Origin of the sequence: Ramlibacter montanisoli (genome assembly GCF_013087525.1) — a bacterium.
GTDB lineage: Bacteria > Pseudomonadota > Gammaproteobacteria > Burkholderiales > Burkholderiaceae_C > Ramlibacter > Ramlibacter montanisoli.
The window spans coordinates 3,084,732-3,109,885 of the sequence record NZ_JABFCS010000001.1; the positions used below are offsets into that span (position 1 = coordinate 3,084,732).

The following is a 25,154-nucleotide window of genomic DNA, read 5'->3' on the forward strand; positions in this document are numbered from 1 at the left end:
CCGATGGAGTTTTATGGCTTCCGATTCCTCTTCCGACGTTCCCGGCCCCGCTGCGCGCAGACCTGCCTGGCAGCGCTTCCTCATCGCCCTGTTCGCCTGGACCGCCGGCATCGCCTTCGCCCTGGTCGCCGCGGCGGTCACGATCGGCGGCGTCGCGCTGGCGGTCGCCTATCCGAACCTGCCTGACATCAGCGACCTGGCCGATTACCGGCCCAAGCTGCCGCTGCGCGTGTTCAGCGCCGACGGCATGCTGCTCGGGGAGTTCGGCGAGGAGCGCCGCAACCTGACGCCGATCAAGGAGATCCCGCAGGTCATGAAGGACGCGGTGCTGGCCATCGAGGACGCCCGCTTCTATTCGCACCACGGCGTGGACTACAAGGGCCTGGTGCGCGCGGCCGTCGCCAACCTGGGCCGCGTGAAGAGCCAGGGCGCCTCCACCATCACCATGCAGGTGGCGCGCAACGTCTACCTGTCGTCCGAGAAGACCTTCACCCGCAAGCTGTACGAAGTCCTGCTCACGTTCAAGCTGGAACACCTGCTGACGAAGGACCAGATCCTCGAGATCTACATGAACCAGATCTTCCTGGGCAACCGCGCCTACGGCTTCGCGGCGGCCTCGGAGACCTACTTCGGCAAGCCGCTGAAGGAAATCACCATCGCCGAAGCCGCGATGCTGGCCGGCCTGCCCAAGGCGCCGTCGGCCTTCAATCCGGTCACCAACCCGTCCCGCGCCCGTTCGAGGCAGCTTTACATCATCGAACGGATGGAGGAAAACGGTTTCATCACGCAAGAGCAGGCTGATGCAGCCAAGAAGCAGGAACTGCGGGTGCGCACCGGCATGCAGACCACGGCCATCCGCGCCGAGTACGTCGCCGAGACCGTGCGCCAGCTCGTCTATGCGCAGTACGGCGACGAGGCCTACACCCGCGGCCTGAACGTGTTCACCACCGTCAAGGCCAACGAACAGGAAGCGGCATACAAGGCCCTGCGCAAGGGCATCATGGATTACGAGAAGCGCCAGATCTACCGCGGGCCGGAGCGTTTCGTCGACCTGCCCGGCGACCCGAAGGAGCTGGAAGACGCGATCGACGACGCCCTGGCCGAGCATCCGGACAACGGCGACGTGATGGCTGCCGTCGTGCTGGAGGTCAATCCCAAGAAGATCGTCGCGGTGCGCGGCAACGGCGACCGCTTCGAGATCGTCGGCGAAGGCCTGAACGCGGCGCGCTCCGGCCTGTCCGACAAGGCGCAGCCCAAGATCAAGATCCGGCGCGGCGCGGTCATCCGCGTGATGAAGACACCCAAGGACACCTGGGAGATCACCCAGCTGCCCGAGGTGGAAGGCGCCTTCGTGGCCCTGGACCCGCGCGACGGCTCGGTGCGTGCCCTGGTGGGCGGCTTCGACTTCAACAAGAACAAGTTCAACCACGTCACCCAGGCGTGGCGGCAGCCGGGTTCCGGCTTCAAGCCCTTCATCTACTCCGCCGCGCTGGAAAAGGGCTTCTCGCCCAGCACCATCGTCAACGACAGCCCCTGTTCTTCGACTCCGGCGTCACCGGCGGCCAGCCCTGGGAGCCCAAGAACTACGACGGCAAGTTCGAAGGCCCGATGCCGCTGCACACCGCGCTGGCCAAGTCCAAGAACATGGTGTCGATCCGCGTGCTGCAGGCCGTGGGCACGCAGAACGCGCAGGACTGGGTCACCCGCTTCGGCTTCGAGGCCGAGAAGCACCCGGCCTACCTCACCATGGCCCTGGGCGCCGGCTCGGTCACGCCCATGCAGGTGGCGCTGGGCTATGCGGTGTTCGCCAACGGCGGCTACCGCGTCAATCCCTGGCTGATCACGCGCATCGTCGACCAGAAGGGCAAGACGCTGGTGGAGAGCCAGCCGCCGCTGCTGAACGAATCGATGCGGGCCATCGACGCGCGCAACGCCTTCGTGATGAACCGGCTGATGCAGGAGATCACCCGCTCGGGCACCGCGGCCCGCGCCCAGCGCGACCTGAAGCGTCCCGACCTGTACGGCAAGACCGGCACCACCAACGATTCCATCGACACCTGGTTCAACGGCTTCCACCCGTCCCTGGTGGCGATCGTCTGGATGGGTTACGACACGCCGCGCTCGCTGGGCGACCGCGAAACCGGCGGCGGCCTGAGCCTGCCGGTGTGGATCAACTTCATGGACACCGCGCTCAAGGGCGTGCCGGTGATGGAACCCACGGCCCCCGAGGGCCTGGTGAACATGGGCGGCGAGTGGTACTACGAGGAGTACGCGCGCGGCAACGGCGTCGGCAGCCTGGGCCTCTCGGGCGAGAACGGCGGCGAGGCACCGCGCAACCGCCCGCAGGGTGGCTCCTCGGGCGAGCAGGCGCCCGGCGTGCCGGGGGACCGCAGCCTGCAGAACTCCGGCGGCCTGCCGCCGCCGATCCCGCCGGCGCCGGCCGACGAGCGCCGCAGCATCCTCGACCTGTTCAGGAACTAGGAGCGAAGGCCAGCTGCGCGCCGGCCTGCTGGCTGGCGTAGCGGCTCAGGTCGGCGAAGAACTCGCCGGTGCCCTTGGTGTCGCGCCAGCACTGGCCGTCCCAGCGGTAGTGGAAGCCGCCCGCGCGGGCGGCCAGCCACACCTCCTGCAGGGGCTTCTGCAGGTTCACGATGATCTGCGTGCGGTCCGGGAAGGTCAGGGTGACCATGCCGCCGACCCGCTGGTTGTCGATGTCGGCGTCGGTGCTTTCGTTGATCCGGTCGCAGCCTGCCTCGACGGCTCGCAAGCAGTGCCTCCGCGCGGTCGAGGTATTCGAGATCGGTCATTACAATTTGCAGATGTACGGTGTTCTCCAGATTCTAGTCAGCACCCCGGTTCGCCGCCGGCTGCTCTCGTGCGGCGCGCTCGCGCTGCTGGCCGCCTGCGGGCAGAAGGGCCCCCTGTTCCTGCCCACGGGCGATGCGGCCGCGGGCCGCGCCACGCTGCCGGAGACGCTCACTCCCTCTTCCACCGCCGTCGTCCCGGCGCGCGCGGCCTCCGCGCTGCCGCCTTCGGGCACGGCCGCACCGGTGCGCACGCCATGAGCGCCGCCGCACTTCCGGGGACGCCCTTCGTCCACTACCGCGGCGAGGAACTGTTCGTCGAGGAGGTCCGGCTCGCGGACCTCGCGCGCGCGCACGGCACGCCCCTGTTCGTCTATTCGCGCGCCGCGATGCTGTCGGCGCTGGCGGCCTACCAGCGCGGCTTCGCCGGGCGCAAGGCGAGGATCTTCTACGCGCTGAAGGCGAACTCCTCGCTGGCCATCCTGCAGGTGTTCGCGCGCGCCGGCTGCGGCTTCGACATCGTCTCGGGCGGCGAGCTCGAGCGCGTGCTGGCCGCCGGCGCGAAAGGCTCCGACATCATCTTTTCCGGCGTCGGCAAGACGCGCCGCGAGATGCAGCGCGCGCTGGAAGCCGGCATCCACTGCTTCAACGTCGAGAGCGAGGCGGAGCTGGAGGTGCTGAGCGAAGTGGCGGCCGGCCTCGGGCAGAAGGCGCCGGTGAGCCTGCGCGTCAATCCCGACGTGAATCCGCTCACGCATCCCTACATCTCCACCGGCCTGAAGGGCAACAAGTTCGGCATCGCCCACAAGGACGCCCTGCGCGCGTACCGGCGCGCGGCCGCCCTGCCCGGCCTGCGCGTGGTCGGCATCGACTGCCACATCGGCTCGCAGATCACGCAGGTGTCGCCCTACCTGGACGCGCTGGAGCGCGTGCTGGACCTGGTCGCCGCCATCGAGGCGGAGGGCATTCCGATCTCGCACATCGACTTCGGGGGCGGCCTGGGCATCGTCTACAACAGCGAGTCCCCGCCAGCGGCCGACGTGCTGTGGCAGCGGCTGCTGGCGCGCCTGGACGCACGCGGCTACGGCGACCGGCAGCTGATGATCGAGCCGGGACGCTCGCTGGTGGGCAATGCCGGCGTGTGCGTGGCCGAGGTGCTGTACCTCAAGCCCGGCGAGCAGAAGAACTTCTGCATCATCGACGCCGCCATGAACGACCTGCCGCGGCCGGCGATGTACGAGGCCTTCCACCAGATCGTTCCGCTGAAGCAGTCGGCCACCAAGCCCGTGACCTACGACGTGGTGGGGCCGGTGTGCGAGAGCGGCGACTGGATCGGCCGCGACCGCAAGCTGGCGGTGCAGCCCGGCGAGCTGCTGGCGGTGCTGTCCGCCGGTGCGTATTGCATGAGCATGGCCAGCAACTACAACACGCGCGGGCGGCCGGCCGAAGTGCTGGTGGATGGCGCGCAGGCACACGTCATCCGCGAGCGCGAGGACGTGGCGGACCAGGTCAGGAAAGAGAAGCTGCTGCCTTGAGGCAGTGGTGGGGTGCCTCAAGGCAGCCCACCCTACCTACCGCATCACGACGGGCGGCTGGTAGCTTGGGCTCGCGCAGCGACCCCAACACCCTTGCGCCTGCGCAGCGCCTCGCGGACGCGCCATCCCAGCAGCACGGCCAGGATGGCCGCATACACCGCCACCTCCGCGAAGTCGTTCTTCCCCGCCCGCATCCAGAAGAAATGCAGGATCGCGGTGAAGGGGATCGCATAGACGATCCGGTGCAGCGCCTGCCAGCGCTTGGCCCCCATCGCCTTCACCGCACGGTTGAACGAGGTCGCCGCCAGCGGCGTCAGCAGCAGGAAGGACAAGAAACCCACCAGGATGAAGGGCCGCTTGGCGATGTCCTTGCCCATCTCGCCGGGGTCTAAGCCCTGATCGAACCAGGCCCAGGTGAGGAAGTGCAGGAAGACGTAGAAGTAGGTGAACAGCCCCAGCATGCGGCGAAAGCGCTGCAGCGTCGGCAGCTTGGCCATCACCCGCAAGGGCGTCACCGCCAGCGTCAGGCACAGGAAGCGCAGCGTCCAGTCGCCGGTGGCGCGCGAGAGGTACTCGGCGGGGTTCGCACCGAGCTTGTCGGCGAAGGCGCCATAGACCAGCCAGGCGAAGGGCAGCAGCGAGAGCACGAACACCAGCGGCTTGGGCGCCGGGTGCAGCAGGGCCCGCGCCAGCACCATCAGTAGTTCTTCTTGAGATCCATGCCGGCGTACATCTGCCCGACCTGCGCCTCGTAGCCGTTGAACATCAGCGTCTTGCGCTTCTTGGCGAACAGGCCGTCCTCGCCGATGCGGCGTTCGGTCGCCTGGCTCCAGCGCGGGTGGTCCACGTTGGGGTTCACGTTGGAGTAGAAGCCGTACTCGTTGGCGGCCGCCTTGTTCCAGGCGGTGCGCGGCATCTGCTCGGTCAGGCGGATCTTCACGATGCTCTTGGCGCTCTTGAAGCCGTACTTCCAGGGCACCACGATGCGCACCGGCGCGCCGTTCTGGTTCGGCAGCACCTCCCCGTACATGCCGAAGGTGAGCAGCGTCAGCGGATGCATGGCTTCGTCCATGCGCAGGCCTTCCGCATACGGCCACTCCAGCACGCGCGAGCCGACGAAGGGCATGGTCTTGGGATCCGCGAGCGTGAGGAACTCGACGTACTTCGCATTCCCGAGCGGCTCCACCTTCTCGATCAGCTTCGCCAGCGGGTAGCCCACCCAGGGGACCACCATCGACCAGCCCTCGACGCAGCGCAGGCGGTAGATGCGTTCCTCCTGCGCCGACAGCTTCAGCAGGTCCTCGATCGCGTACTTGCCCGGCTTCTTCACCAGCCCCTCGACCTCCACCGTCCACGGCCGGGTCTTCAAGGTGTGCGCGTTCTGCGCCGGGTCCGACTTGTCGGTGCCGAACTCGTAGAAATTGTTGTAGCTGCTCGCGTCCTTGTACTCGGTGATCTTCTCCATGGTCACCGCACCGGGCACGGTGGAACGCACCGCGGCCAGGGCAGGCAGCTTGCCGGGCCTGGCCACCTGCTGCGCGATGGCTTCGCGCTGCGCCCACGTCGCGAGCGCGGCGCCCGCCGCACCCGTGGCCATCCACTTCAGCAGTTGCCGGCGGTCCTCGTAGACCGCGCGCGGCGTGATCTCGCTGCCCACCGGATGCTGGAAACCGTCACGACCCGTCCTGATCAGCATGGAAACCCTTTCTGTCTGGCTACCCGTTCCTGTCCATACGCACGCGCGCCCCCGTTGGATGCGCCTGCGTCAGAGTTCGCCGTAGCTGTGGAGCCCCGAGAGGAACATGTTCACGCCCAGGAAGGCGAAGGTCGTGACCGCGAGGCCCACCAGCGCCCACCAAGCGGACACCGTGCCGCGCAGGCCCTTCATCAGCCGCATGTGCAGCCAGGCCGCGTAGTTCAGCCAGACGATCAGCGCCCAGGTCTCCTTCGGGTCCCAGCTCCAGTAGCCGCCCCAGGCTTCGGCCGCCCACAGGGCACCGAGCACCGTGGCGATGGTGAAGAAGGCGAAGCCGACGGCGATGGACTTGTACATCACGTCGTCCAGCACTTCCAGCGCGGGCAGGCGGCCGGCGATGTGCCGGCGCGCCAGCAGGATGCCGCCGACGATCAGCGCCGACACCGCGAGGTAGCCGAGCCAGTAGCTGCTGCTGCTTTCCAGCGACTTGCGGAACACCATCGGCATCACCGACAGCAGCACGCCCAGCAGCCACAGCGGCGCCAGCCGGTGCCAGCGCGTTTCCGCGGCCTGCTGCTTGACCAGGTAGGCGAAGGCCACCATCGCGGCCAGCGCGAAGGTGCCGTAGCCGATGAAGTTCGCCGGCACGTGCAGCTTCATCCACCAGCTCTTGAGCGCCGGCACCAGCGGCTGGATCTCGTGCGCCTCGCGCACCAGCGTGTACCAGAGGAGGAAGCCGACGGCGGCCGTCACCACCAGCATCACGAAGGCGCCCAGCGCGCGCGTCTCGTACTGCTCCTCGAAGTACAGGTAGAAGGCGGTCGTCATCCAGCAGAACAGGACGAACACCTCGTACAGGTTGCTCACCGGGATGTGGCCGATGTCCGGCCCGAGCAGGTAGCTTTCGTACCAGCGCACCATGGTGCCGATCAGGGCCATGCCGACCGCCACCCACGCGAGCTTCGAGCCGATCGCCTCCATGGCCGCCGCCTGGCCGCGCGCGAACATGCCGATCCAGTAGAACACCGTGCTCATGACGAACAGCACGCTCATCCAGAGGATGGCGGACTGGCTGGAGAGGAAATACTTCAGCCAGAAGACCGAGTCGGCGCGGGCGATCTCGCCCTGGTACGAAAAGACGCCGAGCAGCGAGAACGCGGCCACGGCCAGCATCAGCACCCGCAGCGGCCGCCAGAACCAGCCCAGCCAGATGGTCGAGGGGATGGCGGCCAGCAGGATGCCCTTCTCGTACACGTCCATGTACTGCTGGTAGCTGGCGAAGGCATACAGGCCACCGGCCGCGACGACCAGTGCGAACAGCCAGTCGAACCAGTTGCGGCGCGAAAGGAAGCCCTCGTCCAGCGTGAGCGTCGTGGTGTTCGTCGTCGTGGCGGTGTTCATGTCCTGTCTCCCAAGAGCCGGTTCCGGAGCCGGTCGAATTCGCGGTCCACGTCCAGCAGCTTCCGGTTGCTGGAAAGCGCCATGCGCGCCCGTGAACCTGCGCCGGCGGGGCTGAGCCACACCCACAGGCGCCTTTCGCGAACATACAGCATCGCGAAAACCCCCAGGATCAGCAAGGCACAGCCCAGGTAGACGATGGCGCGCCCGGGGGAACGGGTGACCTGGAACACGCTGGCCTGCACCTGCTTGAACTCCTTGAGCTCGAAGGCCATGGGCGCGGGGTAGTTGAAGGCGTCGCTCAGCGCCAGCACGGCCTGGGTCATGAAGGCCTGGGTGCGCTCGTCGCGCGCCAGCGGCGGCAGCCCCGCCTTCTCGCGGCTCAGCTGGGCCAGCTCGAAGAAGGCGCCGTTGAGGATGCGCACCAGCACTTCGCCGGCGCGCGGCCGCTCGGCCTCCGGCACGTTGCCGTCGATGAAGTCCGAGACCGCCTGCAGTCCGCCCGGGGCCTTGCCCGGCACGCTGTCGGCGCCGGCGAACAGCGCCAGCGCGCGCATGCTGGACGCGGCCAGCTGCTGCGCCAGTTCCGGCCGGGCCGGGTCGGTCGCGCCGCGCGCGTAGTTGCGCACGGCCGCTTCCCGCATCGCCGGGTCGCCCAGCGCCGCGCGCAGGCGCAGGAAGCCGTCGAGCGCGCCGTTCTCGTCGGCCGGCACGCGCAGGTAGCGGAAGCTCTCCGCCGGCGTCTCGCGCATGCCGAGCAGGAACACCGGCACGCCCTCGCCCAGTTCGACCGGCAGCATGTAGTTGTGGAATTCGCGCGCCTGCCCCGCCGCGTCGCGCAGCTTGTAGCTGATGCTGGGGCCGACGTTGCGCAGCGCCTTCTTGGTCACCGTCTTGTTCGCCGCGCCCAGCCGGCCTTCGAGCGCGGCACGCAGGTCCACCTTGCGCACGTCGGCGCCGCTCTCGCCCGCGTTGGCCAGGTTCTCCACGTTCATCACGCGCAGGCCGGTGTATTCCAGCGTCATCTTCTGCGCGTCGCTGCCCTGGCCGCGCGCCAGGTCGGTGGAGCCGCCGATGGTGCCCTGCACCTCGAAGCTGCGGCTGCTGCCATCGAGCGGCACGGACTTGAGCGTGACGCTGGAGCCGCCGTCGTCGAAGCTGGACTGGTAGATCTCGATGCCGCGGTGGCGCACCGGGTGGTTCACCTCCACCCGCGCCTCGATCTTCTCGCCGGTCGCGCGGTCGTGGATCACGATGTCGCTGGCGAACAGCTTGGGCATGCCGGTCGAATAGTGTTCGACGATGAACTTCTTCAGCTCGATGGCGAAGGGCAGCTCCTGCAGCAGGATGCCGTCGGACTGCGCCAGGACGGCGGTGGACGACTGCGTGCCTTCGGACACCAGCAGGTTGCCGCGGAAGGTGGGGTTGGTACTGGGCAGGCGGTGCCTGGTCGGCACTTCCGAGATCATCCCGCCGCCGCTGTACGGCTGCTTGCCGTTGAACAGCATCTGCGCGCGCACGATCAGGTCGCCATCCAGCAGGCCGCCCAGGCACACCAGCACGATCGCGCTGTGCGCCGCCAGGTAACCCAGCTTGTTCACCCCGCCGGCCTTGGCCGCGACCATCCAGCCTTCGCCGCGCTGCTGCAGCCGCACCTTCCAGCCGTTCTTCGCCAGCGCGTGGCCGATGCGCGTCGCCTCGGCCTGGGGAGCCTCCGCCAGCGCCGCCTCGGCGCGGTGGTGGAAGGCCTGCAGCGAGTTCTCGCGGATGTTTTCCTTGTAGGACTTCAGGTCCGCGATGACCTTGGGCGTGTTGCGGGCAATGCACAGCGAGGTGCTTACCACCAGGAAGGCCAGGATCAGCAGGAACCACCAGGCGCTGTAGACGGTGTTCAGGCGGATCGCGAAGAACAGCTGCGCCCAGAAGGGCCCGAACTGGTTCACGTAGTTGTTCACCGGCTCCTGCTGCTTGAGCACGGTGCCGATCACCGAGGCGATGCAGATCACCGTCAGCAGGGCGATGGCGAAGCGCATCGAGGAGACGAGCTCGAACGCTCCGCGGGCCCTGGAGGTTCCGCGGGGGCGGCGGGCGGGTCGGCGGTCAAAGTGGTCATGCGGTCCGGGATGAAAAAGGCGGGCCCTCCTGCGAGGTGCCCGCCCGATTTGGTGCTGCGCGGCAGCGGTTAGTTCAACCGGCGGTCTTTCAGCGCAGGCCGGCGATGTAATCCGCCACGGCCCGGATCTCGCGATCGTTCAGCTTGGCCGCGATCTGCGACATCTGGGGGCTGTTCTTGCGGATGCCGTCGCGGAAGGCCACCAGCTGGCTGCCGGTGTAGGCGGCATGCTGGCCGGACAGGCGCGGGTACTGGGCCGGGACGCCGGCGCCGTTGGGGCTGTGGCAGCCGGCGCAGGCGGGAATCTGGCGGTTCTGGATGCCGCCGCGGTAGATCTTCTCGCCCAGCGAGACCAGTTCCTTGTCGGTCGCGAAGCCGGTCTTGGCCTTCTGGGTGCCCAGGTAGGCGGCGACGTTCTTCATGTCCTGCTCGCTCAGCTGGGAGGCGAAGCCCTGCATGATCGGATTCGGGCGCTTGCCGCTCTTGAACTCCTGCAGCTGCTTGACGATGTAGGCATCGTGCTGCTGCGAGAGCCTGGGGTTGGCGGGTGTGCCGGAATTGCCGGCGGCGCCATGGCAGGCCGCGCAGACGGCGGTGTACTTCGCCTCGCCCGCGGCCACGTCGACCTTCACGCCGGCCGTGGCGGGCGCGACGGCGTTCGGCGCGGTGGCCGAAGGCGTGGCGGCGCCGGGCCCGGGCGCGGGAGCGGAGCTCGAGGCCTGCGGCGGCGCGACGGTGAGGCCCGAAGCACCCGGCGCGGCCGCCGCCGCCGGCGCAGCGGCGCTGGCGGCAGGCTGCTGGGCCCAGGTCGGGAGCGCGGATGCGGCCAGCACGGCGGCCAGCAACAGGGAGGCAGGCGTCTTGATCACGTTTCTTGGATTGGGTAGGCGCAAAACCCCGGGATTCTACAATGCCGCACTCCGCCCCCTTCCCGCCCCCCATGACCATCTCCCCCGCGGCGCAAGCCGTTGCCTGGCTGCATACCGCCCGTTTCCTCACCACGGCGCCGCGGCTGGAGCACCTGCCCACGCTGGACGTCCCGGAGATCGCCTTCGTGGGACGCTCCAACGCCGGCAAGTCCACCTGCATCAACACCCTGACGCAGCAGAAGCGCCTGGCCTTCGCCTCCAAGACCCCCGGGCGCACGCAGGCGATCAACCTGTTCGCCCTGGGCAAGCAGGGCGTGACCGACGCCGTGCTGGCCGACCTCCCGGCTACGGCTATGCCGCCGTGCCCAAGGCAGACAAGATCCGCTGGCAGCAGGTGATGGCCAACTACCTCGTCACCCGCGAAACCCTCACGGGCGTGGTGATGCTGGTGGACCCGCGCCAGGGGCTGACCGAGCTGGACGACATCCTGCTGGAGGTGATCCGTCCGCGCGTCGAACAGGGGCTGAAGTTGCTGGTGCTGCTGACGAAGTCGGACAAGCTCAACCGCAGCGAGCAGAACAAGGCGCTGTCCATTGCGCGACTGCAAACCGGCGGCGGCGAGGCGAGACTGTTCTCCGCCCTCAAGAAGGAGGGCGTGGAGGAAGCCTCCCTCCTCCTGTGGCAATGGACCCATCCCGACGCGGAGCCCCCAGCGGAACCTGCATGACGATCCAGACCTGGCAGCAGGCGCTCCCCCACGGCATCACCCTCAGTTGCCGCGGCGCCGGGGAGCGCGGCCGCCCGGTCCTGCTGTTCCTGCACGGCTTTCCCGAAGCCGCCTTCGTCTGGGACGAACTGCTGGAGCACTTCGCGCAGCCCGCCCACGGCGGCTACCGCTGCGTGGCGCCCAACCTGCGCGGCTTCGAGGACTCCTCGCAGCCCGCCGACGTGGCGGCCTACCGGCCCAAGCACCTGGTGCAGGACATCGCGGCGCTGGCGCAGGCCGAAGGCGCCCCGCTGGCCTGCCTGGTGGCGCACGACTGGGGCGGCGCGCTCGCCTGGAACCTGGCCAACCAGCAGCCCGCGCTGCTGCAGCGGCTGGCCATCATCAACTCGCCGCATCCGGGCACCTTCCTGCGCGCGCTCAAGACCAGCGTGAAGCAGCAGGAGGCCAGCGCGTACATGAACTTCCTGGTGCGGCCCGATGCGGAGCAACTGCTGCGCGAGGACGGCTACCGGCGGCTGTTCGGGTTCTTCACGCACTGGGGCGAGGCGCGCTGGCTGACCGAGGACGTGAAGGCCAAGTACCGGGCGGTGTGGGACCGCAGCCTGACGGGCGGGCTGAACTACTACCGTGCCTCGCCGCTGCGCCCGCCGCGCGAGGGCGATGCGGCCGCGGGCGCCATCGAGCTGCCGCGCGAGATGCTGACCGTGAGCATCCCGACGCTGGTGCTCTGGGGCCTGCAGGACGCCGCGCTGCTGCCCGAGTTGCTGGACGGCCTGGAGGATTACGTCCCGCGGCTCACGCTGGAGAAGTTCGCCGACGCCTCGCACTGGATCGTGCACGAGCAGCCGGCGCTGGTCGCGCAGCGCCTGGGCGCCTTCCTGCGTCAGTAGACCGTCGGCTCGCCCGGCGGCCGGGTCTTGAAGCGCTTGTGCACCCAGTAGTACTGGGACGGCATCTCGTCGATGTAGTCCTGCAGCCGCCGGTTCATGAGGGCCGTGTCGGCCTCCGCGTCGCCGCTGGGGAAGCCCGCCCAGGCTTCGTGCACCCGCACCTCGTAGCCGCCGCGCCGCATGCGCGTGATGACCGGAACCACCTTGGCCCGGCCCAGGCGCGCGAAGCGCGACAGCGAGGGCACCGTGGCCGCCGGCACGCCGTAGAAGGGCACGAAGATCGATTCCTCCGGCCCGAAGTTCATGTCCGGCAGCAGGTACATGATGTCGCCGTCCCGCAGGGCGGAAATGATCTCGCGCACGCCCTCGTTGCGGCTCATGGGCCGCGGATTGATGCCGAAGCGGTGCCGCCCCTTGAGCACCCAGGCGTCCACCACCGGATTGCTCTGGCGCGTGTAGATGCCGATGAAGCGGCGCGGCAGCTGCTGCGTGAGCCCGGTCACGCCGGCGTCCAGCCCCACGAAGTGCGGCGCGAACACGATGGTGGCGTCGTTGCCCGCGAGTTCGCGCACCGCGCCCGTCAGCACCACGCGCCTTCGCACCACCTCGGGGTCGGCATGCCACAGCCACGCGCGGTCGACGAAGGACTGCGCGACGTGCACGAAGGTGTCGCGCGCGACCTTGCGCCGCTGCGCGTCGCTCCAGTGCGGAAAGCACAGGCGCAGGTTCACGTCCACGACCTTGCGGCGCGACCAGACCAGGGCGTAGAGAACCAGGCCCAGGACGTAGCCGAGCGCGCGCAGCCAGGGCAGCGGCAGCGGCGCGATGGCGCGCATGAACAGGATGCCGAGATGGCTGATCACGAAACGGGCTCCTCGCGCGGCTGCTTGTAGCGCGCATATCCCCACAGGTACTGGCTGGGTCCGGCGCGCACCATGCGCTCCATCTCCGCGTTGACTTGCGCCGCCGCCACCCCCCGGCTCGCGCGCGAGCTCGCCTTCCAGGCGCTGCACGCGCACCCGGAAGCCGCGGCCGGCCGGCAGCCGCTCGCCCCAGACCACGAATACCGCGGCCCCGGTCTGCTGGGCCAGGCGGGCGGGCAGCGTCATGGTGTAGGCCTCCCGGCCGAAGAAAGGCGCCCACACGCCCAGGCCCTGCGGCGGCACCTGGTCGGGCAGCAGGCCCACCGCCTCGCCGGCCTTGAGCGCGCGCAGCATCTGGCGCACCCCGGCCAGGGTGGTGGGGACGGCGCGCATGTTCGGGCGGTCGCGCGAGGTGGCGACCAGCTCGCGCAGCCAGTCCTTGCGCGCCGGGCGGTACAGGACGGTGATCGGGCCGAAGCGCTGCGCATAGGCCTGCGCGGTCACCTCGAAGCAACCCAGGTGTGGCGTGAGGAAGACGATGCCGCGCCCTTCCGCACGCACGGCGGCGATCAGCTCCGCCTGCTCCCATTCCACCGGGGGCATCCGCCCGAACCACAGGCGCGGCGTTTCCATCACCAGCTTGCCGGCTTCGGCGACCGCCTGCCGCACACCCGCGAAGCCATAGCCCGCCTGGCGCGCGTTCTCCAGGAAGCGGCGCCGGTAGGTGGGCGACAGCAGGAAGGCCAGCCAGCCCACCGCCGCGCCCAGGAGGTGCAGCAGGGGCAGGGGCCATCCCGATAGCAGTTGGAAGAAGGATTTCACGCGGGTTAGAATTTGCGCGTCGCCGAGTTACGGAACTACTTGCAGGGCGACCCTAAAAACATCTGCTAAAGCGTTCGCCCAAGCTCCGGCAGAAGGCAACGCGCCTTCCAGTCAAACCAACGGAGTTTATTCAAATGGCGAACGATTTCCTCTTCACCTCCGAATCCGTGTCCGAAGGCCACCCCGACAAGGTGGCGGACCAGATCTCGGACGCGATCCTCGACGCGATCTTCCAGCAGGACCCGCGCAGCCGCGTCGCCGCCGAGACCTTGACCAACACGGGCCTGGTGGTTCTGGCCGGCGAGATCACCACCAACGCGCACGTCGACTACATCCAGACCGCGCGCGACACGATCAAGCGCATCGGCTACGACAACACCGAATACGGCATCGACTACAAGGGCTGCGCGGTGCTGGTGGCCTACGACAAGCAGTCGAACGACATCGCCCAGGGCGTGGACCACGCCTCCGACGACCACCTGAACACCGGCGCCGGCGACCAGGGCCTGATGTTCGGCTATGCCTGCGACGAGACGCCGGTGCTGATGCCCGCGCCGATCTACTACGCGCACCGCCTGGTGGAGCGCCAGGCGCAGCTGCGCAAGGACGGCCGCCTGCCCTTCCTGCGCCCGGACGCCAAGAGCCAGGTGACCATGCGCTACGTGGACGGCAAGCCGCACAGCATCGACACCGTGGTGCTGTCCAGCCAGCACGCCCCCGAGATGAGCGACGGCCACAAGATGAAGTCGTCCTTCGTCGAGGCGGTGATCGAGGAGATCATCAAGCCGGTGCTGCCCAAGGAGTGGCTGAAGGAAACGCGCTACCTGATCAACCCCACCGGCCGCTTCGTCATCGGCGGCCCGCAGGGCGACTGCGGCCTGACCGGCCGCAAGATCATCGTCGACACCTACGGCGGCGCCTGCCCGCACGGCGGCGGTGCCTTCTCCGGCAAGGACCCGTCCAAGGTGGACCGCTCGGCCGCCTACGCGGCGCGCTACGTGGCCAAGAACATCGTGGCCGCGGGCCTGGCCAAGCAGTGCCAGATCCAGGTGGCCTACGCGATCGGCGTGGCCAAGCCGATGAACGTGACCGTGTACACCGAAGGCACGGGCGTGATCCCCGACCACAAGATCGCCCAGCTGGTGAGCGAGCATTTCGACCTGCGTCCCAAGGGCATCATCCAGATGCTGGACCTGCTGCGCCCGATCTACCAGAAGACCGCCGCCTACGGCCACTTCGGCCGCGAAGAGCCGGAGTTCACCTGGGAGCGGACCGACAAAGCTGCCGCGCTGCGTGCAGCGGCCGGCCTGAAATAACGTCATTCCCGCGGAGGCGGGAACCAAGGCGTTTGAAAACCGAAGGGGCGCATTGCGCCCCTTCTTCGTTGGAAAGCCTTGGGTCCCCGCCGTCGCGGGGATGACGGAGTCCTTACTGCGTCACCGCCGCCGTCTTCTCCACCCCGTACTCCTGGCGCTTCATCGTCACGTAGGTGTTGCGGTCCATCTCGCGCAGCTGCTGCGGGTAGCGCTCGGTCGCTGAACCAGTTGTTGATGCGCTTGTCCACCCGCTGCGCCTGCGGCACGTCCATCGTGTCCAGGTAGGCGTCGATGGCCAGGTAGTAGCGCATCGCGTTGCGCTCCACCGCGCCGCGCACGCCGTTGGTGGTGAAGCCCTGCTTGTTGGCGCCCGCCGTGGCCAGGTAGGCCTGCATCGCGAAGCGGCCGCTGCCGCCGAAGCCGTAGGCGTAGCTCATGTGCATGAAGGTCTTGCCGCCCTCGATGGGCACCGCCTCCACCGTGATGCGGTAGTCGCGCGTGCCGAAGGGGCCCTGCCCCGCGTTCAGCCGGGACTCCAGGTAGTTCGAGGTCGCCGCCACGTTGGTGAAGCCGAAGTCCAGGCGGTAGGCCTGGTCGACCGGCTGGTTGTACTTGCGGCCGATGCGCACGCTCAGGCGGTTGCCCTGCGCGCTGCAGGCCTTGGTGTTGAAGGGCAGCAGCATGATGTCGCACCAGGCTTCCGGCTCCACCAGCGCTTCCTTCACCTTCTCGAAGGGGTGGTCCAGCACCGCGTACACGTCGCCCTGCAGCGAGTTGCTGCCCTCGGCGGAATCGATGTACAGCTGGCGGCCGTAGGAATTGCTTTGCAGCTGGGGCTTGAGCTCGGTGTAGCGGCTGCGCAGGCTGCCCGCGTCCGCTTGCGCGGCGACGGAGCCGAGGGCGAGGAGGCAAGCTGTGCCCACGCCCGCGAGGAAGCGGGCCAGTCGAACGTTGCGCGTCATGCGTGTTTCCCTTGGGGGTCGGCTTCTTCCACCTCGAGATGGGAAGCTTCGGTTGGCGTGGTGGCGGTTCCGGTGGTTTCCGATTCGTCTTCCAGGAAAGCCTGGACGTCGAGCTGGATCCCTCCCATGAACAGCGAATGCGGTGCCACCTCGTACAGGTAGCGGCCGCGGGGGTGCAGCACCAGTCGCATGCGCAGGCGCGGCTGCTCGATCCCCTCCCACGCGCGGATCAGCCGCGTGCGCACCAGGTTGTCCGGGCACTGCAGCGACTTGAGCTTGTGGTAGTTGGAGGAGAGGTCGACCGCGTCCAGGTACCAGGGCGACTGCTTGTTGCGCGCCAGCAGGTTCGCGGACAGGTCGATCTCGAGGGTCAGCAGGTTGCCCTCGACCTCGAGGAACAGGTTGCGGCCGAGGAGCCCGCCACTCGCCTCCCCGTACTTGTACGTGAGGTTGAGGTGGGAAGGCGTCTTGCGCAGTGAGTATTTCATGTGGGCATCACCCGTTGCGCACAGCGTGATGCACGCGCCGGCACGCCTGTGTAGGACGGTGCTGTGAATGCCTGTGCGCGCGCTCAGCCACGGCGGGGCGCGGCGCCCCGCCCGACGTGTCCTACAAGGGTTGTGGGTATTTGGCCCACGGGCCGGCCGGGCCCCCGCCTCAACATGAAGGAAGGACCTTTCCAAGACATGCACAAGGAGCAAGCCATGGCTGCTGAAGAACGAGAAGAGCGCGACCTGAACCGTGACCCCATCACCGACGAACCCGGTGCGCACCCGATCGGCACCGGCATTGGCGCCGCCGGCGGCGCCGTCGCGGGCGCGGCTGCCGGCTCGATCGCCGGCCCGATGGGCGCCGCTGTCGGCGGCGTGGTCGGCGCCGTGGTCGGTGGGCTCGCCGGCAAGGCCGCCGGCGAAGCGGTGAACCCGACGCAGGAAGAAGCCTTCTGGCGCGAGAACTACGACAAGGAGCCCTACTACGAGAAGGGCCGCAGCTTCGACGACTACAGCCCGGCCTACCGCCTGGGGCTGTCCGGCCGCGAGCGCTACGAGCAGGACCGCTGGACCAGCGTGGAGCCGCGCCTGGCCTCCGAGTGGGAGAGCACCCGCGGCAACTCGACGCTGAACTGGGAGCGCGCCCGCCCGGCGTCGGAAGCCGCCTGGTCCCGCGCCGACGAGCAGTACCGCAGCAGCTCCGGCGGCGGCACGGCCGGCGCGGTGGGTGCGATGCAGACCGCGGGCAACAACGACGGCGATCGAGGCGACGTGGTCGACGTGCTGAAGGACCTGGTGGAATGCTCGAAGGACGGCGAGTACGGCTTCCGCGAGTGCGCCGAACAGGCCAAGGACCCGCAACTGCGCTCGACGTTCCTGCAACGCGCGGAGGATTGCCGCCGCAGCGCGCAGGAGCTGAACGACTGCATCCGACAGTACGGCGGGAGCATGGAGGAAGGCGGCAGCGCCATGGGCGCCATGCACCGCGGCTGGGTGTCGATCAAGTCGAAGCTCACCACCTATGACGACAAGGCGGTGCTGGAAGAAGCCGAGCGCGGCGAGGACAATGCCAAGGCCCGCTACACCAAGGCCCTGCAGAAGAACCTGCCGGCCGACGTGCGCCAGGTGGTGGAGCGCCAGATGCAGGGCGTGCAGCGCAACCACGACCAGGTGAAGATGCTGCGGGACCAGTTCCGTAACGCCTGAGGGAGAACAGCGAGGGGGCGGGCGCCCCCTCGTCCTTCATGGGATGGCAGAAAAGACCGCACTCCAGAAGTACCGGGACAAACGCAACTTCGACGCGACGCCGGAACCGGCGGAAGGCGGCGAAGCCAACGAGAACGCGCGCAGCTTCGTGGTCCAGAAGCACTGGGCCACGCGGTTGCACTACGACTTCCGCCTCGAGCTGGAAGGCACGATGAAGAGCTGGGCGGTCCCCAAGGGCCCCAGCTACGACCCCAGCGACAAGCGCATGGCGATGCCCACCGAGGACCATCCCATCGCGTACAACCGCTTCGAAGGCACCATCCCCGCCGGCAACTACGGCGCGGGCAAGGTGATCATCTGGGACAAGGGCACCTGGATCCCGCTGGAGGACCCGCACAAGGGTTTCCGGGAAGGCAAGCTGAAGTTCGAATTGCGCGGGCACAAGCTGCACGGCCACTGGACGCTGGTGCGCATGAAAGGCCGCGGCAAGGGCCGCGAGGATCCCTGGCTGCTGATCAAGGAGCGTGACGCCTTCGCGCGTCCCGCCGCCGAGTTCAGCCTGGTCGACGAGATGCCGGACAGCGTGCAGAAAAGCTCGGCGACCGCCCGGAACCACGCGATCCTCCGGGACAGCGTGCCGCCACCGCACCCGCTGCTGCTTCCTCCTCGGGCCCGCCCGAAGGCGCCCGCCGCGCAAAGCTGCCGGACACACTGCAACCGGAGCTCGCGGTGCTGGTCGACGAGCCACCGAAGGACCCCGAGGACTGGGTCTTCGAGATCAAGTTCGACGGCTACCGCATGCTGGCACGCGTCGAAGGGGGCGAAATCCTGCTGGTCACGCGCAACGGCAACGACTGGACCTCGAAGCTGTCCGGCCTGGTGAAGGCCATGCGCACCATGGAGCTGCCGGACGGCTGGTACGACGGAGAGATCATCATGCCGGGCAAGGACGTGCCGGCGGATTTCCAGGCCCTGCAGGGTGCGTTCGACAGCCACCGCACCGGGCAGATCGTCTTCTACCTGTTCGACCTGCCCTACTGCGCCGGCCACGACCTGCGCGACGTGCCGCTGGTGGAGCGGCGTGCGGTGCTGCAGCGCATCGTGCAGCGCAAACCGCATCCGAACGTGCGCTTCAGCGAGGTGTTCGACGTCGCGCCCAAGGAGATGCTGGAGTCCGCCTGCCGCCTCGGGCTGGAAGGCGTGATCGCCAAGCGGCGCGACTCGGCCTACGTGGGCCGGCGCTCCAGCGACTGGATCAAGCTCAAGTGCAAGCTGCGCCAGGAGTTCGTGATCGCCGGCTGGACCGATCCCAAGGGCGCGCGCACCGGCATCGGTTCACTGCTGCTGGGCGTGCACGGCGACGACGGCAAGCTGCGCTACGCCGGCAACGTGGGCACCGGCTTCAACGAGCAGACCCTGCGCGAGCTGCGCAAGCAGCTTGACGCGCTGGCCACCGACCGCAAGCCCTTCGCCGCCGGCACCGGCCTCCCGCGCGACGCGCACTGGGTGCGGCCCGACCTCGTGTGCGAAGTGTCCTTCGGCGAATGGACGCGCGACGGCAAGGTGCGCCACTCGGTGTTCCACGGCCTGCGCAGCGACAAGCCGGCCGATGCGATCGGCGAGGAGCCGGTGCTGCACGAACCACCGCCGGACCGGCCGGCAGCGAAGCCGGCGAAGAACAGCGCCAAGGCCAGTCCCAAGACGAGCGCGAAGCCTGCCGCCGCCGTCACGCTGCCGCCGACGCTGCGCATCAGCAACCCGGACCGCGTGGTCGACCCGCAAAGCGGCATCACCAAGATCGGGCTGGTGCGCTACTACGCGCTGGTGGCGCCGCTGATGATGGTGCACCTGGAGGACCGGCCGATCGCGATGGTGCGCGCGCCCGACGGCATCGAGGGCCAGCTGTTCTTCCAGAAGCACCTGGACCGCTACAAGATGGCGGGCGTCGAGCAGCTGGCGCCCGAGGTCTTCCCGGGCCATCCGCCGATGGTGAAGATCGCCCGGCCCGAAGGCCTGCTGTCGGCCGCGCAGATGAACGTGGTGGAGTTCCACACCTGGAACGGCGTGGTCCCCACCATCGACCGGCCGGACCGCATGACCTTCGACATCGACCCCGGCGAAGGCGTCACCTGGCCGCAGATCCAGGAGGCGGCCCAGCTGGTGCGCGCCATGCTGGACGAACTGGGCCTCCCCTGCTTCCTCAAGACCAGCGGCGGCAAGGGCCTGCACCTGGTGGTGCCGCTCAAGCCGCAGTTCGACTGGGACACGGTGAAGGACTTCTCGCAGGCGATCGTGCAGCACCTGGCGCGCACGCTGCCCGACCGCTTCGTGGCCAAGAGCGGCGCGAAGAACCGCGTCGGCCGCATCTTCATCGACTACCTGCGCAACGGCTACGGCGCCACCACGGCCTGCGCGTGGTCGGCCCGCGCCCGCCCGGGGCTCGGCATCTCGGTGCCGGTGCGCTGGGACGAACTGCAGGACCTCAAGGGCGGCGCCCACTGGAGCGTGGGCAGCGTGCACACGCGGCTGGACCAGGGCAACCAGCCCTGGGACGAGTACGAGAAGAGCCGGGTCGCGCTGGCCGCGGCGATGAAGAAGCTCGGCTTCGAACCTGCTTAGCCGGCCCAGGCGAAGCGCAGCAGGATGCGGTCGCCGTCGCGCGTGAGCTGCACGTCTTCCGCGGCGGCCAGCGCCTGCAGGTCCGCCCAGGTGATCTTGCGGTAGTTGGCCTCGGGCGCCATGCCCTTGTCGCCCTGCGTCGGCCGCACGGCCACGCTCAGCAGGGCGGCGCCGGCGTCCGCGCTGCTGGCCAGCACCAGGTCGGCGGGCGAGGGGCGGTCGTCGGTGCAGTGGACCAGCACGCCCGACAGCAGGTTGCGGATCGCGCTGCGGCGCACCTTGCCATCCAGCGGCTGCACCTCGTTGCGCAAGGCATAGCCGCGAAAGCTCAGGCTGGTGGCCAGCAGCGCCGCGCATTCGCGCGCAGCCTCGTCCACGCCGGTGGTCACCGCCTCGTCGGGCGTGAGCCAGCCCACGACGTCGAGGCAGGAGGCCAGTGCAGCCTTGGCAAAGCCGTTGATCTTGGTCGCGCTGTCCTGCACGTGGGCGAGATCGGGGCGGGCGCCCGCAACCGGCGCTCCATCACCTCGTAGATCATGCCGATCGGCTGCAGGTTGACCACCAGGTGGTGGCGGAAGGAGGGGGCGAGGCGGCGCAGCAGCGCGTAGCGCGCGGCTTCGGCCTCCGCGGGCGCCATGGTGGCGCGCGGGGTCGGGGTCGATTCGGCCATCAGCCCAGCCTATGCCACCGACCGGGCACTGTCAATGCGGAACGGGAGCGGCACGGGTGAGCGAAACCGACGAGCCGGCGATGCGCATGGAATCATCGCTGCCCGCGTCCACCAGCCGCCCGTCCTCCAGGCGGTACTCCACCACGCCGGTCGACTCCCAGCGTTCCAGGCCGTCGGCCACCGATTCGTCGCGCGCCATGCGCTCGTACGCGAGCACCTTGTAGCTGGCGCCGTCGGAACCCTGCACGGGGAAGGATTCGAGAAATTGCAGGCGCAGTTCCATGGGATTTCCTCCAATGAGAGCGTGATGCGCATTCTCCCCTGCGCGAGCCGCTGGTGGCTCTGCCGTCGGGTGTTACCGGGGATTCACTTCTGATGCCTTCGGGCACTGCGCGACGTTCTGCGACACGTTGGCGTCGAGGGCGCCGTCGCGGTAGTGGCAGTCGTAGGAGGCACCGCCTGGCACCCGGCCGACCAGGCGGCGCACGTGTCCCTGGTCGAAGTAGTAGGTGGCCAGCACTTCCATCGCCGCGGGCCGGGCGCGGTCGCCGAACCACACGCGCTGGCAGCCGGTGTGGCCGCGCGGAACCGAGGAGGGGAAGGTGGCGATGTCCGCGCCGTGGCGCACGCCGAAGACGGCGCCGGGCGGCACGGCCGCGTGTTCGCAGGCAGGCAGCGTGCCCACCACGGGCGGGTTGGCGCAGGCCGCGAGCAGCACGAGCGGCGACAGCAGGATGGCAATGGTTCTCATGGCTCCCTCGTTCTTGGTCGAAGCGGCCAGACTATCACTTGGCATCACGCAGCGGGGCCGCCGCAGCCACCTGGGGAGGCTCCCCGGACGGGGTAGGTGTTGGTTGTAAGCAATCGTTTCACCCATTCGTGGGATGGGCCGCAAGGGAGGGCTTTTCTTTAATGCGCCAGCGGGCGCATGCCCTGCGGATCACACATCACCACGAGGACCTTCATGAAGTTCGCATCCTTCAAGCTCGCCGCCGGTTGTGCGGCGGTGGCATTGCTGCTCGCTGCCTGCGGCGGCGGTGGCGGCGGCAGCGCAACGACGGCGGGCGGCGACCCGTCGGCGCCCGGCAATCCCGGCACGGCCTCCAGCCAGCTGGTGGGCACTGCCGCCACGGGCGCGGCGCTGGCGAACGCGCCGGTGACCATCACCAACGCCGCCGGTGTCTCCCCTGCACGCAGGCATCGATCAGCACCGATGCGCTGGGCAGCTACACCTGCACGCTCAAGGCGGGCGAGACGGCCCCCTTCTTCATCGTCGTCACCGACCCGTCGGGCAACACCGGCGCGCTGGTGAGCGTGGCCACCACCACGCCGGCGGCCGGCACGCCGCTGACCGTGAACGCGACGCCCCTGACCACCGCCATCGTGGCGCAGCTGGCCAGTGACGGGAACCCGCTGACCCTGGTCGGCAGCAGGACGGTCGACGCGGCGGCGCTGCGCACCGTGACGACCAACGTGGTCGCCCAGCTCGCCCCGGTCCTCACCGCCATCGGCGTGCCCGCCGGCTACGACCCCTTCGCCACCAGCATCACCGCGGCCACGGCCGGCAATACGGGCAACACCGCGGACCTGGTGCTCGACGTCGTGAAGGTGGTCACCGACCCGGCGAGCGGCCAGCTGGCCCTGACCACCATCGACAACCCGACGCCGGTGGTCATGGCCACTGCAACCAGCTCCGGTTCGACGGTGACGGCGCCCGATGCCAACGTGTCCGGCCTGTCGCGGGCGACGCAGATCGTGGCGCAGAAGTTCAAGGAGTGCTTCGCGGTCCCCGCCGCGAGCCGCGTGCTCGCCAAGGACGACACGGTTGCGCAGAACCAGGGCGGCCCGGAGGTGACGGACGTCGCCGCGGCCTGCCTGGACTTCGTGTCCGACGGCGCCAACGCCGCCGGCATCGACTTCCTGCACAACGGCTACTACGCGGGCCAGCTGTTCTACGGCCTGCTCACCAGCGACACGATGACGGGCGCCACCTTCAGCGTGCCGGAAATCATCGCCTTCTACCCGAAGAACTCGGCGGCCGCGGCACCGGCGCCCGATGCGTACGACCGCGCCGTCCTGAACATCCGCTACGTGGACGCCGGCAACAACCCGGGCAGCGTGATCACGGTGGCCGCGCGCATCCCCGGCACCTCCTCGACCGCCCGGCCCACCGAATGGTGGCTGGTGGGCAACCAGCAGGCCGTGGACATCGGCGTGCGCGCCAACCTGCGCCGCGTGGAGCAGATGAACGCCGCCAACACGACCCGCTTCAGCACCTTCCAGACCGGCATGGTGTTCAACATCAACAGCAAGGGCCCGGGCAGCGTCCTCGGCGGCCAGAACCTGGCGATGGTGCGCGTGACCGGCCCCGGCCTGACCGCCGGCGGCCTGGTCTACAAGGTGTCCGCGGGTCCGCAGAACGCCATGGACATGTGGAACAAGACCGGCAGCCTCACCGTCGGCAGCATGTGCGGCAACAACGGCGCCACCGTGAACTGCCCGAACCTGTGGTTCTCGCGCACGACCGGCATCACCGGCACGGCCGCCCGCACACTCGCTGGCAACCCCACCAACGGCACCAACGGCCTGATCTGGGCCCAGCCCGCGGACGGCTTCGACCCCAGCGCCATCGTGATGGGCGCGCGCTACAAGTTCGAGCTGTTCTACGGCGCCAACACCGGCGCGCCGGACCGCGTGATCTTCAAGACGCTGCTGACGGACCTGACGCCCGCCACCCAGGGCGTGGACATGCCCTGGAACACGCCGGGACCCAAGCTGCTGGCCGCGCTCGACCCCAACGGCAGCCTCGCCGGTGCGCAGAATCCGCTGCCCGTGGACTGGGTGCAGAACCTGGCGGCGCCGCAGATCGGCGGCGTGACGGTGGTGACGGAGGCCACGACCGGAAGCTTCGGCCCGAGCCAGCAGGTTCCGCGCGGCGTGACCTCGGCGAATTACAACCAAGGTACGACGCCTGCGTTCTCGTCCACCACCACGCGGACCATCCTCCTGAGCCTGCGTGCCTCCGACACCAGCAACCGGTCGGCCGTCTACACGTACAACTAATCACGCAAACGCAACGAAAGCCCCGCGCTTGCCCGCGCGGGGCTTTTCTTTGCTCGGCAGGATAAGTATCATGTTGTAAGCAATCCATAACAGTCCGCGCCCACTCGGACGCAGTCGATGTCGCGAACCACCCTGCCGGAGTTCAGCCGCTTCCTGCTGAACCTGTACCGCCATGCGCAGGAAGTGCCGGTCCATGAGTTCCAGGACGCGGTGCTCACTGCGGTCAGGCCCCTCCTGCCCTTCGATGCCTCCATCTGGGGCACGGGCACCATGACGGCCGAAGGCATCGACATCCACAGCCTGCACCGGCACAACTTCCCCGAGGAGATGTTCGGCGCCTTCGCGCAGGTTCGACACCAGGACACCGCCGCCAGGCGCGTGACCAGCGAGCCGCGCGCCACCATCGGCTTCAGTGCGCTGGAGGAGTTCTCGGGCGAGGACCAGGCCGAGATCCGGCAGTTCGCGCACGACTACGCGCAGCACCACTGCTTCATCACGTCCGACATCAACCCGCTCACGCGCTTCACCGAGTGGGTGTCGCTGTTCCGGTCCGATCCGCAGCGGCGCTGCGCGCCGGAAGAAGTCGAGCTCCTCGGCGCGCTGGCCCCGCACCTGATGCAGTCGCTGGCGATCAACCGCCTCGTGCACCTGGACCGGCTGGTCGGCCAGGACGCGCGCGAGAACTGGGCGGTGGCCATCGCCGACCCGCGCGGCGTGATCTACCACGCGGATCCGCGCTTCAAGGAACTGATGGCGCTGGAGTGGCCGCTGCAGGGCCAGCGCCTGGGTGCGTCCCTGCTGGACGAATTGCAGGGCAGCCAGGCGCGCATCCTGGGCAGGCGGGTGGTCGTGCAGCGCACGCTGGAACAAGGCCTGTACTTCCTGCGCGCGCGCGAACGCCACGCGGTGGACAGCCTGAGCCCGCGCGAATTCATGGTGGCCGAACTGCTGGCCAGCGGCATGACGCAAAAGCAGATCGCCGCGCGCGTGGCGCGCTCGCCGGAGACCATCCGCAGCCAGGTGAAGGCCATCTTCGCCAAGATGGACATCAACAACGTCGCCCTGCTCGCGCCGCTGCTCGTGCTGCGGCAGTGAACGCGCCGCGGCCGG

At 68.8% G+C, this 25,154-nt stretch carries 21 protein-coding genes and 5 pseudogenes; 10 read left to right on the top strand and 16 right to left on the bottom strand.

From position 1 onward, the window contains the following. Nucleotides 1-13 precede the first annotated feature (13 nt). Nucleotides 14-2,481 (top strand): annotated as a pseudogene (locus HK415_RS15175) (penicillin-binding protein 1A). Here the strand turns inward: HK415_RS15175 and cyaY are convergent. Next, a pseudogene (cyaY, locus tag HK415_RS15180) lies at nt 2,471-2,807 on the bottom strand (iron donor protein CyaY). The pseudogenes HK415_RS15175 and cyaY overlap by 11 nt on opposite strands. A gap of 12 nt (nt 2,808-2,819) precedes the next feature. On the opposite strand from cyaY, the gene lptM reads away from it, so the two are divergent. After that, nucleotides 2,820-3,065, top strand: coding sequence for an LPS translocon maturation chaperone LptM (gene lptM, locus HK415_RS15185; protein ID WP_171560753.1), 246 nt, complete (start codon nt 2,820-2,822; stop codon nt 3,063-3,065). Continuing rightward, nucleotides 3,062-4,339: a diaminopimelate decarboxylase gene (gene lysA, locus HK415_RS15190; protein WP_171560758.1), complete on the top strand. Its 1,278-nt coding sequence runs from the start codon at nt 3,062-3,064 to the stop codon at nt 4,337-4,339. The genes lptM and lysA overlap by 4 nt, the downstream gene beginning before the upstream one ends. A gap of 44 nt (nt 4,340-4,383) precedes the next feature. On the opposite strand, the gene msrQ is transcribed toward lysA, so the two are convergent. From msrQ to HK415_RS15215, 5 genes are all read right to left on the bottom strand, one after another. After that, a complete protein-coding gene (msrQ, locus tag HK415_RS15195) occupies nt 4,384-5,037 on the bottom strand; it encodes a protein-methionine-sulfoxide reductase heme-binding subunit MsrQ (protein ID WP_373684596.1) in 654 nt (217 codons plus the stop codon). Continuing rightward, on the bottom strand, nt 5,037-6,035 hold the full coding sequence (gene msrP, locus HK415_RS15200) for a protein-methionine-sulfoxide reductase catalytic subunit MsrP (protein WP_171560762.1): 999 nt from the start codon (nt 6,033-6,035) through the stop codon (nt 5,037-5,039). Before msrP ends, msrQ begins: the two co-directional genes overlap by 1 nt. A 69-nt stretch (nt 6,036-6,104) precedes the next feature. Beyond that, nucleotides 6,105-7,436 (bottom strand): c-type cytochrome biogenesis protein CcsB, encoded by a 1,332-nt coding sequence (ccsB, locus tag HK415_RS15205; RefSeq protein WP_171560765.1) that lies wholly within the window; start codon nt 7,434-7,436, stop codon nt 6,105-6,107. After that, entirely contained in the window at nt 7,433-9,466 is a 2,034-nt protein-coding gene (locus HK415_RS15210) for a cytochrome c biogenesis protein ResB (RefSeq protein WP_171560770.1), read from the bottom strand. The genes ccsB and HK415_RS15210 overlap by 4 nt, the downstream gene beginning before the upstream one ends. Before the next feature lie 169 nt (nt 9,467-9,635). After that, nucleotides 9,636-10,412: a c-type cytochrome gene (locus tag HK415_RS15215; protein ID WP_171563471.1), complete on the bottom strand. Its 777-nt coding sequence runs from the start codon at nt 10,410-10,412 to the stop codon at nt 9,636-9,638. A 44-nt stretch (nt 10,413-10,456) separates the two neighbouring features. On the opposite strand from HK415_RS15215, the pseudogene yihA reads away from it, so the two are divergent. Next, nucleotides 10,457-11,142: pseudogene (yihA, locus tag HK415_RS15220) on the top strand (ribosome biogenesis GTP-binding protein YihA/YsxC). Next, nucleotides 11,139-12,032: an alpha/beta fold hydrolase gene (locus HK415_RS15225; RefSeq protein WP_171560774.1), complete on the top strand. Its 894-nt coding sequence runs from the start codon at nt 11,139-11,141 to the stop codon at nt 12,030-12,032. The pseudogene yihA and the gene HK415_RS15225 overlap by 4 nt, the downstream one beginning before the upstream one ends. Here the strand turns inward: HK415_RS15225 and HK415_RS15230 are convergent. After that, nucleotides 12,026-12,868, bottom strand: a complete 843-nt coding sequence (locus tag HK415_RS15230; protein WP_216370002.1) for an LpxL/LpxP family acyltransferase — start codon at nt 12,866-12,868, stop codon at nt 12,026-12,028. The two genes, HK415_RS15225 and HK415_RS15230, sit on opposite strands and share 7 nt — an antisense overlap. A gap of 23 nt (nt 12,869-12,891) precedes the next feature. Next, nucleotides 12,892-13,717 (bottom strand): annotated as a pseudogene (locus tag HK415_RS15235) (lysophospholipid acyltransferase family protein). Between the two features lie 134 nt (nt 13,718-13,851). On the opposite strand from HK415_RS15235, the gene metK reads away from it, so the two are divergent. Beyond that, a complete protein-coding gene (gene metK, locus HK415_RS15240; RefSeq protein ID WP_171560782.1) occupies nt 13,852-15,033 on the top strand; it encodes a methionine adenosyltransferase in 1,182 nt (393 codons plus the stop codon). Nucleotides 15,034-15,035: 2 nt separating this feature from the next. On the opposite strand, the gene HK415_RS15245 is transcribed toward metK, so the two are convergent. Further along, nucleotides 15,036-15,995, bottom strand: coding sequence for a hypothetical protein (locus HK415_RS15245; protein ID WP_253261897.1), 960 nt, complete (start codon nt 15,993-15,995; stop codon nt 15,036-15,038). Further along, nucleotides 15,992-16,483, bottom strand: a complete 492-nt coding sequence (locus HK415_RS15250) for a hypothetical protein (RefSeq protein WP_171560786.1) — start codon at nt 16,481-16,483, stop codon at nt 15,992-15,994. Before HK415_RS15250 ends, HK415_RS15245 begins: the two co-directional genes overlap by 4 nt. A 216-nt stretch (nt 16,484-16,699) precedes the next feature. On the opposite strand from HK415_RS15250, the gene HK415_RS15255 reads away from it, so the two are divergent. Both HK415_RS15255 and ligD read left to right on the top strand, forming a co-directional pair. Next, complete coding sequence (locus HK415_RS15255; protein ID WP_171560789.1) at nt 16,700-17,692, top strand: ferritin-like domain-containing protein; 993 nt, start codon at nt 16,700-16,702, stop codon at nt 17,690-17,692. A gap of 43 nt (nt 17,693-17,735) precedes the next feature. Next, nucleotides 17,736-20,311 (top strand): annotated as a pseudogene (gene ligD / locus HK415_RS15260) (DNA ligase D). Here the strand turns inward: ligD and HK415_RS15265 are convergent. From HK415_RS15265 to HK415_RS25285, 6 genes are all read right to left on the bottom strand, one after another. Then, nucleotides 20,308-20,793, bottom strand: coding sequence for a hypothetical protein (locus HK415_RS15265; RefSeq protein ID WP_171560793.1), 486 nt, complete (start codon nt 20,791-20,793; stop codon nt 20,308-20,310). The pseudogene ligD and the gene HK415_RS15265 sit on opposite strands and share 4 nt — an antisense overlap. Further along, nucleotides 20,697-20,981 (bottom strand): hypothetical protein, encoded by a 285-nt coding sequence (locus HK415_RS15270; RefSeq protein WP_171560797.1) that lies wholly within the window; start codon nt 20,979-20,981, stop codon nt 20,697-20,699. Before HK415_RS15270 ends, HK415_RS15265 begins: the two co-directional genes overlap by 97 nt. Nucleotides 20,982-21,012: 31 nt before the next feature. Then, entirely contained in the window at nt 21,013-21,264 is a 252-nt protein-coding gene (locus HK415_RS15275) for a hypothetical protein (protein ID WP_171560800.1), read from the bottom strand. Between the two features lie 72 nt (nt 21,265-21,336). Further along, nucleotides 21,337-21,732 (bottom strand): hypothetical protein, encoded by a 396-nt coding sequence (locus HK415_RS15280; RefSeq protein WP_171560804.1) that lies wholly within the window; start codon nt 21,730-21,732, stop codon nt 21,337-21,339. A gap of 158 nt (nt 21,733-21,890) precedes the next feature. Continuing rightward, complete coding sequence (locus HK415_RS25280) at nt 21,891-22,145, bottom strand: hypothetical protein (protein ID WP_253261898.1); 255 nt, start codon at nt 22,143-22,145, stop codon at nt 21,891-21,893. A 62-nt stretch (nt 22,146-22,207) separates the two neighbouring features. Next, nucleotides 22,208-22,363, bottom strand: coding sequence for a hypothetical protein (locus HK415_RS25285; RefSeq protein WP_253261899.1), 156 nt, complete (start codon nt 22,361-22,363; stop codon nt 22,208-22,210). Here HK415_RS25285 and HK415_RS15285 point away from each other — a divergent pair. Both HK415_RS15285 and HK415_RS15290 read left to right on the top strand, forming a co-directional pair. Continuing rightward, nucleotides 22,335-24,044, top strand: a complete 1,710-nt coding sequence (locus HK415_RS15285) for a hypothetical protein (protein ID WP_253261900.1) — start codon at nt 22,335-22,337, stop codon at nt 24,042-24,044. The two genes, HK415_RS25285 and HK415_RS15285, sit on opposite strands and share 29 nt — an antisense overlap. Nucleotides 24,045-24,161: 117 nt before the next feature. Further along, nucleotides 24,162-25,139, top strand: coding sequence for a helix-turn-helix transcriptional regulator (locus tag HK415_RS15290; protein WP_171560807.1), 978 nt, complete (start codon nt 24,162-24,164; stop codon nt 25,137-25,139). Nucleotides 25,140-25,154 lie beyond the last annotated feature (15 nt).

Coding starts and splice junctions, on each gene's coding strand:
- msrQ (WP_373684596.1), bottom strand. CDS start 5,037: ATGGTGCTGGCGCGGGCCCTGCTGCACCCGGCGCCCAAGCCGCTGGTG.
- HK415_RS15250 (WP_171560786.1), bottom strand. CDS start 16,483: ATGAAATACTCACTGCGCAAGACGCCTTCCCACCTCAACCTCACGTAC.
- HK415_RS25285 (WP_253261899.1), bottom strand. CDS start 22,363: ATGGCGGTGGTCAGGGGCGTCGCGTTCACGGTCAGCGGCGTGCCGGCC.
- HK415_RS15225 (WP_171560774.1), top strand. CDS start 11,139: ATGACGATCCAGACCTGGCAGCAGGCGCTCCCCCACGGCATCACCCTC.
- HK415_RS15270 (WP_171560797.1), bottom strand. CDS start 20,981: ATGGCCGAATCGACCCCGACCCCGCGCGCCACCATGGCGCCCGCGGAG.
- lysA (WP_171560758.1), top strand. CDS start 3,062: ATGAGCGCCGCCGCACTTCCGGGGACGCCCTTCGTCCACTACCGCGGC.
- metK (WP_171560782.1), top strand. CDS start 13,852: ATGGCGAACGATTTCCTCTTCACCTCCGAATCCGTGTCCGAAGGCCAC.
- HK415_RS25280 (WP_253261898.1), bottom strand. CDS start 22,145: ATGGTCACCGGCGCGTTCGCCAGCGCCGCGCCCGTGGCGGCAGTGCCC.
- HK415_RS15230 (WP_216370002.1), bottom strand. CDS start 12,868: ATGCGCGCCATCGCGCCGCTGCCGCTGCCCTGGCTGCGCGCGCTCGGC.
- HK415_RS15275 (WP_171560800.1), bottom strand. CDS start 21,264: ATGGAACTGCGCCTGCAATTTCTCGAATCCTTCCCCGTGCAGGGTTCC.
- HK415_RS15255 (WP_171560789.1), top strand. CDS start 16,700: ATGGCTGCTGAAGAACGAGAAGAGCGCGACCTGAACCGTGACCCCATC.
- HK415_RS15245 (WP_253261897.1), bottom strand. CDS start 15,995: ATGACGCGCAACGTTCGACTGGCCCGCTTCCTCGCGGGCGTGGGCACA.
- HK415_RS15290 (WP_171560807.1), top strand. CDS start 24,162: ATGTCGCGAACCACCCTGCCGGAGTTCAGCCGCTTCCTGCTGAACCTG.
- HK415_RS15280 (WP_171560804.1), bottom strand. CDS start 21,732: ATGAGAACCATTGCCATCCTGCTGTCGCCGCTCGTGCTGCTCGCGGCC.
- ccsB (WP_171560765.1), bottom strand. CDS start 7,436: ATGAACACCGCCACGACGACGAACACCACGACGCTCACGCTGGACGAG.
- lptM (WP_171560753.1), top strand. CDS start 2,820: ATGTACGGTGTTCTCCAGATTCTAGTCAGCACCCCGGTTCGCCGCCGG.
- HK415_RS15210 (WP_171560770.1), bottom strand. CDS start 9,466: ATGCGCTTCGCCATCGCCCTGCTGACGGTGATCTGCATCGCCTCGGTG.
- msrP (WP_171560762.1), bottom strand. CDS start 6,035: ATGCTGATCAGGACGGGTCGTGACGGTTTCCAGCATCCGGTGGGCAGC.